Here is a 6,380-nt window from a genome sequence, read left to right as displayed (position 1 = left end):
GATGTATGAAGACCCGGCGGATCCGCGCCCGGCCCGCCAGCTCTATCGCCTGCTCGCGGCCCAAGGACGCGAGGGCGATGCGCTCGCGGTGATCCAGACAGCGCTGGAAAAGGCCCCGCAGGCCGATCCGCTGCTGCTGCTCTACCGGGCACGCTCGGAGGAGAAATCGGGCCGGTTCGACGCGGCGATCGCGACCTATGACGATCTCTACACCCGCGACAGCGGCGATCTGATCGTCGCGAATAACCTCGCGAGCCTGCTGAGCACCCATCGCGACGACCGGCCCAGCCTCGAGCGTGCGGCGCAGATCGCGAAACGCTTCCGCGAGCGTCCCGAACCCGCCTTCAAGGACACCTATGGCTGGGCGGAATATCGGCTGGGCAATTACGGGGCGGCGCGCCCCCTGCTCGCCGCTGCCGCCGCCGGATTGCCGGAGAACCCGCTCGCGCAATATCACTACGCCGCCGTGCTGATCGCGCTGGAAGAGACCGATCTGGCCGAAGCCGCCCTGCGCGACGCGCTGCGTCTGGCCGGTGAGCCGCTCCCGCCCGCGATGCAAGGCGCGCAGGCGCAGCTTGCCGCCCTGACCGGAGAGGGCTCGTCGGGCAACACCCCGCGCCCGGCCCCGGCCCAGCGCTGATTTTGTCTTTGGATCAAAGCTCTCGCAGGGTAAGCTCATGTTAAGCGCCGCGTCAGACGGCCTATGAGCGAGCAGTCGAGATGATCACCACGAGCCCCCCTCTGCGCGAGGTGCGTGCCCTGCCATGGGGTACGCTCGGCCTGCTGACGCTGGCCGTCCTCTCCCATCCGTTCTTCGCATTGGGGTTCGCGAGCCTCGGGGCCGCGTGGTCCACGCCGGAATATAGCCACGGACCGCTGATCCCGCTGATTTCGCTCTATCTTTTCGCGCGCGAATTGCATCACTCACCGCTCACGCTAGAGGCCCGCCCGCAGCGCTGGCAAGGCGTCGCGGTGATCGCAGTGGCGCTCGCCCTCGCGGTCTTCGGCAGCCGCGCGCAAATCGCCGATTTCGTGACCTATGCGCTGATCGTCTGGATGATGGGCGCGGTACTGCTGAGCATGGGCTGGCAGGCGGGCAAGCGCCATTGGAAGCCGGTGCTGCATCTGATCTTCATGCTGCCGCTGCCGCAGATCCTTTACTGGAAACTCACCATCGCCCTGCAACTCGTCTCGTCGGAACTCGGCGTGATGCTGGTGCGCGCCGCCGACATCCCCGTGCACCTGAGCGGCAATGTGATCGACCTCGGCGTCTACAAGCTGCAGGTGGCCGATGCCTGTTCGGGGCTGCGCTATCTCTTCCCGATCCTCAGCTTTTCCTACCTGTTCGGCATCCTCTATCGTGGTCCGTTCTGGCATAAGGCCGTGCTCTTCGTGATGGCCGCGCCGCTGACGGTTCTGCTGAATTCGCTGCGCATCGGTATGGTCGCGATCCTCGTCGACGCCTACGGGATTGAGCAGGCCGAGGGCTTCCTGCATGTCTTCGAGGGTTGGGTGATCTTCGGCGCCGCGATCGCGATCCTCAGCCTCACCGCAATCGGGCTGCAGCGGCTGGTGGCCGAGCCGAAACCGCTCTCGGAGGCGCTCGACCTCGATTATCGCCGTTTCGCGCCGGAAGCGCGTCGCTTGCGCAACCTCGCGCCGTCGCGCGATCTGGGGCTCGCGGTCGTCCTGACGGGGGTCGCGCTGGCGCTCTGGTCGGGCCTGCCGCAGATGACGACGCTCCCGCCGGAGCGCGCGCCGCTGTCGTCCTTCCCGACGCAGATCGATGGCTGGCAGGGCACCCGCCGCCCGCTAGAGCCGGCGACGGAAACTGTGCTGGCGGCGAGCGATTATCTCAACGCGGTCTATACCGATCCCGCGCAGGACGCGCCGGTGAACCTGTTTGTGGCGTGGTATGCCGATCAGAGCCAGGGCGACGGCATCCATTCCCCCGAGGTCTGCCTGCCGGTCGGCGGCTGGGAAGTCAGCGCTTTCCGTCCGCATCGCATCGCCCTGCCCCACCGCGCCCCCTTCGAGGTCAACCGCGCGATCATCACCAAGGGGCTCAACCGGCAACTGGTTTATTACTGGTTCGACGGGCGTGGCCGCGCGATGACGAGCGACTGGCGCGCGAAGCTGTCGGTGATCGTGGACGGGATCACGCGCGGACGGACCGATGGCGCGCTGGTGCGCTATGTCACGCCGATCCGACGCGACGAGGATATCCGCGCAGCCGACCGGCGGCTTACGCGCTTCATCGGGCAGTCCCTGCCCCGGCTGAGCGCTTCGATTCCGGATTGAGCGGGCTTACGAGCCCAGCGCGACGGTTCCGCCCCAGCAACCCGGGATCGGATTGCGCGTGTCGAACACAAGCGGGCAGGTTTCCACGGCTTTGATCGCACGATCCACGCGCGCATCGGCCATCGCCGGTGTTAGTCCGATCGCGAGCGCATGGGCCACCGGATCGTAGAGCGCACGGCCCGTCAGATCAGCGGTCGCGTGAGGCGTGGTTTCGCGCAGATCACCCGCGAAGGCAGAGCTGGCCACACCGGCCACAACCAGTGCGGTAAACGCCACCGCCGATGTCCTCCAATGCGCCATACAAGTTCCAAGCTGAATGCTTAACGATATAGGGCGAACCATCTCGCTGTCCGCCCCTGGAGTTTGTGGCGCAAATGGGGCGGCGCGCAACTGGAATCTTGGCGAAAATTGAGCGAAAAGAACTATTTATAAGAAACAATTCCGCTCGATCTGTAGGCTTTATTTCCCCATCTTGGAGAATATCCGATCATAGGCCGCAAGGAGCTGTCGGGCCGAGAAGTCCCAAGACAGCGCATCGAGCACCCGCGCCCGGCCCAGCCGCCCCATCGAACGCGCGCGTTCGGGCGCCTCGATCAGGGCCGCGATCCGGGCGGCGAAGTCCTTCGGATCATTGGCGCGGGCATAAAGCGCGGCCTCCCCTGCAGAGGCCCGCCCTTCGGTCAGTTCGAACTGCACCAAAGGCTTCTCGAGCGTCATGTATTCCATGACCTTGTTCATGGTGGAGATGTCGTTCATCGCGTTTTTCGGATCGGGCGCGACGCCAATATCGATCACGTTCATCGCCGCCAGCATATCCTCGCCGTAGAGCGGGCCGGTGAAGGTGAAATAGTCACTCAGGCCCCGCGCCGCGACGTCGGCCTCCACGGTGGGCAGTTCGGGCCCGAAGCCCACGATCACCACATGCAGATCGCTGTAGCCGAGCTTGCGCACCAGATGCTCGACCGCCTGAACCAGAAGGTCCATCCCCTCCTGCTGCCCGATCACGCCGATATAGCCGAGCACCGTCTTCGCGCCCTTGCGATAGGCGGGATCACCGGGCCCGGGCAGGAAGGTCTCGACGCGCGGGGCGGAGCGGACGACGAAGACGTCCTCGGGGGCCATGCCACCGCGCGAGATTGCGATCTTGCGGAAGCTCTCGTTCGTGGCCATCGACACCGAGGCGCTGGCGAAGGTGATCCGCTCCCAGATGCGCATCACGGCCCAGAGGAGCCCCTTCTTGCCGAACTTGGCCTCGAAGAGTTCCGGGCAGACGTCGTGATGATCGAACATGTAGCGCACGCCCGACAGCCGGTAGCGCCAGGCCAGAAGCCAGATCAGGTCGGGCGGGTTGCAGCCCTGGATCACGTCGAAGCCGCGCTCGCGTTTCACCCGTTTCGCCAGCCGGAACCACGCCTTGATCGCGTGCCAATATTCGCGCGCATAGGCCACCGCGCCGGAATGGGCTTCGGGCGGTGCGGGGTGGCGGTAGATATGGATGCCCTCGATCTCTTCATAGGCCGCGTCCCAGCCGCGCCCCATCGGACAGATCACCGAGACCTCGTAGCCCGCCGCGCGCAATGTCGTGGCCTCCAGCCAGACCCTGCGATCCAGCGGCACCGGCAGGTTCTCCACCACGATCAGAATGCGTCTCGCCATGCCCCTTAAGACCCGCCCTTGCCACGGGGGCGGTTTGCCGCCCATTTTTAAGTGAGCCCCTTTCGCTCACGTCTTACGACGGTTATGTCCCAGCCACGCGTTGGTTTCCACCCCGCATAACTCCGGATTTCCCCATATGTTGCGCTCTCTACTCTCCCGTCTCAAACCAGAGACCGCTCCCTCCTCGGCACCCAATGGTCTGCCTCGTCCGGAGGCGCCGATCTGCGTGATCGGGGACCTTCACGGCCGCGCCGATCTCTTGGGCAAGATGTTCGAGCGGATCGGGCAGGAACCGGAAGGCGCGAAGGCCCGGATCATCACGCTGGGCGACATGATCGACCGTGGCCCGAATTCGGCGCGGGTGCTGGCGACGCTTCATGCGGCGCAGCTTGCCAATCCCTCGCGGATGATCTGCCTGATGGGCAATCACGAGCGGATGATGCTCGACTTCCTGCTGTCGCCCGATGCACGCACCGCCGGCTGGCTGCGCGTAGGCGGATTGCAGACGTTGCAGAGCTACGGCATCGCGCCGCCCGATCCGCGCGAGACGGACCCGGAGGTGCTCGACGCGCTGCGCATGGACCTCGCCCGCGCGCTGGGGCCGGACCTGCTGGCATGGCTCGATGCGCGCCCCGCGATGTGGCGCGAGGGGCGCTTCGCCGCGACCCATGCCGGGGCCGATCCCTATCACCCGATGGAACGCCAAAGCCGCGATGCGCTGCTTTGGGGCCATCCACGGTTCGGCCAGATGACGCGGCGCGACGGGGTCTGGATCGCCTTCGGCCATTGGGTCGTGGAGCAGCCGGTTGCCGATCAGGGCCGCATCGCGGTCGATACCGGCGCCTATGAGACCGGGCTCCTGAGTGCGGCGTGGCTCGACAAGGGCGGGCTGCGCTTCCTGCAAGTCGAAGGCTGAAAGACGATGGGCGCCCCCGAAGGGAGCGCCCGTTGGCAGGTTACAAGCCGTCTCTCTCTCGCAACCGGTGTTGGAATTACTTGCCCGTCTGGCGCAGCACCACGGCGACGGTCATCACGCAAAGCCACAGATCATTCAGCAGCGACAGCCGCGCATAATAGCGTTCGTCGAAGCGCACGCGATCCACGAAGGCGGTGGTCGAACGCCCGGCGACCTGCCACAGCCCGGTGATGCCGGGGCGCATCTTGTAGTAAGCCAGGCCCATCGCGCCTTTGTAGCTGGCTTCCTGATCGAGCATGAAGGGGCGCGGCCCCACGAGGCTCATGGACCCGAACAGCACGTTGAAGAACTGCGGCAGCTCGTCGAGGCTGGTGCGGCGCAGGAAGCGACCGATGCGGGTGATGCGCGGATCGTCGTCGAGCTTCTGGTTCACCGACCATTCCAGCGCGAGCGCGGGGTTTTCGTTGCACAAATGCACGAGCTGCGCCTCGGCATCGACATGCATGGTGCGCAGTTTGTAGCAGCGGAAGCGCTTGCCGCCCTGTCCGACGCGGATCTGCGAATAGAAGGCGGGACCGCCATCGGCGCGCACCGCGAGCGCGAGCACCGCGATCAGCGGCAGCAGGACCGGAAGGATCGCGACCACGGCGAGAATGTCGAACAGACGCTTGCCCATGCCCTCGTAGCGCAGAATGCGCGACCGTTCCTGGGTGGCACCCGTTACACTTGCAAGCTCGAAATTGGTCGAGAGATCCGACATTTTCGCCCCTATTACCCTACCTCAGAGTGCGAACCTTCGAGCCCGCTTTTCTTTAACCCGGTTTTCACCTTTGATTCGTCCATAATTGTGACGAAAGCCGACAATTGTTGCGGCTCGGGGCTATAAAGAGATCTCGGCTAAAAATCACAAGTCGTTGATCATCGTTATTTATCTTGTTGTTTTATATATCACATTTTTCTCGACCTGCGGAAATCCGCAGTCTCGCCTCACTCGCGCATAAGGCGATTAGCGTCAAAGCTTCCCTAAGGTCACTTTTGGTTAAAACGTTATGAAGCCGGATGTCCGCGCAGCCCCGCTGAAAGGGTGGATTTTCCACGACCTCTTGATCCCGCGGCGCAACTGCCCATATCGGCTGGGAAGATGTTATGGAGATTAACATGACCCGAGACGATGCCCGCGCCCTCTATATCGAGCAGCGCGTCGCGAATGAGAAGAAGTCCGCCCTTCTGGGCTATGTGCTGTGGTTCATGCTGCCGATGCTTGGCGTGCACCGGATGTATATGGGGCGCGTCTTCTCCGGCGTGGTGATGCTGGCGCTGACCGGGATCGGCACGCTCCTGTCGCCCATCCTGATCGGCTTCATCCCGCTTGGCCTCGCAGGGCTGTGGTGGCTGATCGACGCGCTGCTGATCCCCGGCATGGTCTCGCAGGATATGGCCGAGACGCGCTGGCGGCTGATGCAGGAAGCTTAATCCGCCTGCCGGATCGGGTGCTCGGCCAAGGCCT

7 protein-coding genes are annotated in these 6,380 nt (G+C 64.5%); 4 read left to right on the top strand and 3 right to left on the bottom strand.

The features are described 5' to 3' along the window. Together B3D39_RS00340 and xrtD are read left to right on the top strand one after the other, a co-directional pair. Positions 1–640 (top strand): tetratricopeptide repeat protein (locus B3D39_RS00340; protein ID WP_286789264.1); only part of this gene is annotated, 640 nt, incomplete at its 5' end. Between the two features lie 80 nt (positions 641–720). Further along, positions 721–2,301, top strand: a complete 1,581-nt coding sequence (gene xrtD, locus B3D39_RS00335) for a VPLPA-CTERM-specific exosortase XrtD (RefSeq protein WP_274963175.1) — start codon at positions 721–723, stop codon at positions 2,299–2,301. 6 nt (positions 2,302–2,307) lie between these two features. Here xrtD and B3D39_RS00330 read toward each other — a convergent pair whose 3' ends face one another. Beyond that, positions 2,308–2,577, bottom strand: coding sequence for a hypothetical protein (locus B3D39_RS00330; protein ID WP_274963174.1), 270 nt, complete (start codon positions 2,575–2,577; stop codon positions 2,308–2,310). 183 nt (positions 2,578–2,760) lie between these two features. Further along, a complete protein-coding gene (locus B3D39_RS00325; protein ID WP_274963173.1) occupies positions 2,761–3,957 on the bottom strand; it encodes a glycosyltransferase family 4 protein in 1,197 nt (398 codons plus the stop codon). Positions 3,958–4,183: 226 nt separating this feature from the next. Between B3D39_RS00325 and B3D39_RS00320 the strand changes: the two genes are divergently transcribed. Beyond that, entirely contained in the window at positions 4,184–4,873 is a 690-nt protein-coding gene (locus tag B3D39_RS00320; RefSeq protein ID WP_244176531.1) for a metallophosphoesterase, read from the top strand. A gap of 76 nt (positions 4,874–4,949) precedes the next feature. Here the strand turns inward: B3D39_RS00320 and B3D39_RS00315 are convergent, their stop codons facing one another. Continuing rightward, on the bottom strand, positions 4,950–5,633 hold the full coding sequence (locus B3D39_RS00315) for a sugar transferase (protein WP_274963172.1): 684 nt from the start codon (positions 5,631–5,633) through the stop codon (positions 4,950–4,952). A 398-nt stretch (positions 5,634–6,031) separates the two neighbouring features. Here B3D39_RS00315 and B3D39_RS00310 point away from each other — a divergent pair, with 398 nt between their 5' ends. Beyond that, complete coding sequence (locus B3D39_RS00310) at positions 6,032–6,346, top strand: TM2 domain-containing protein (protein WP_075774515.1); 315 nt, start codon at positions 6,032–6,034, stop codon at positions 6,344–6,346. The last annotated feature ends 34 nt before the right edge of the window (positions 6,347–6,380 follow it).

It is taken from the genome of Thioclava sp. UBA3469, from assembly GCF_002378135.1.
Taxonomy (GTDB): domain Bacteria; phylum Pseudomonadota; class Alphaproteobacteria; order Rhodobacterales; family Rhodobacteraceae; genus Thioclava; species Thioclava sediminum.
The sequence above is the reverse complement of the archived record's forward strand: the minus strand, read 5'-3'. Positions and strand labels throughout refer to the sequence as shown.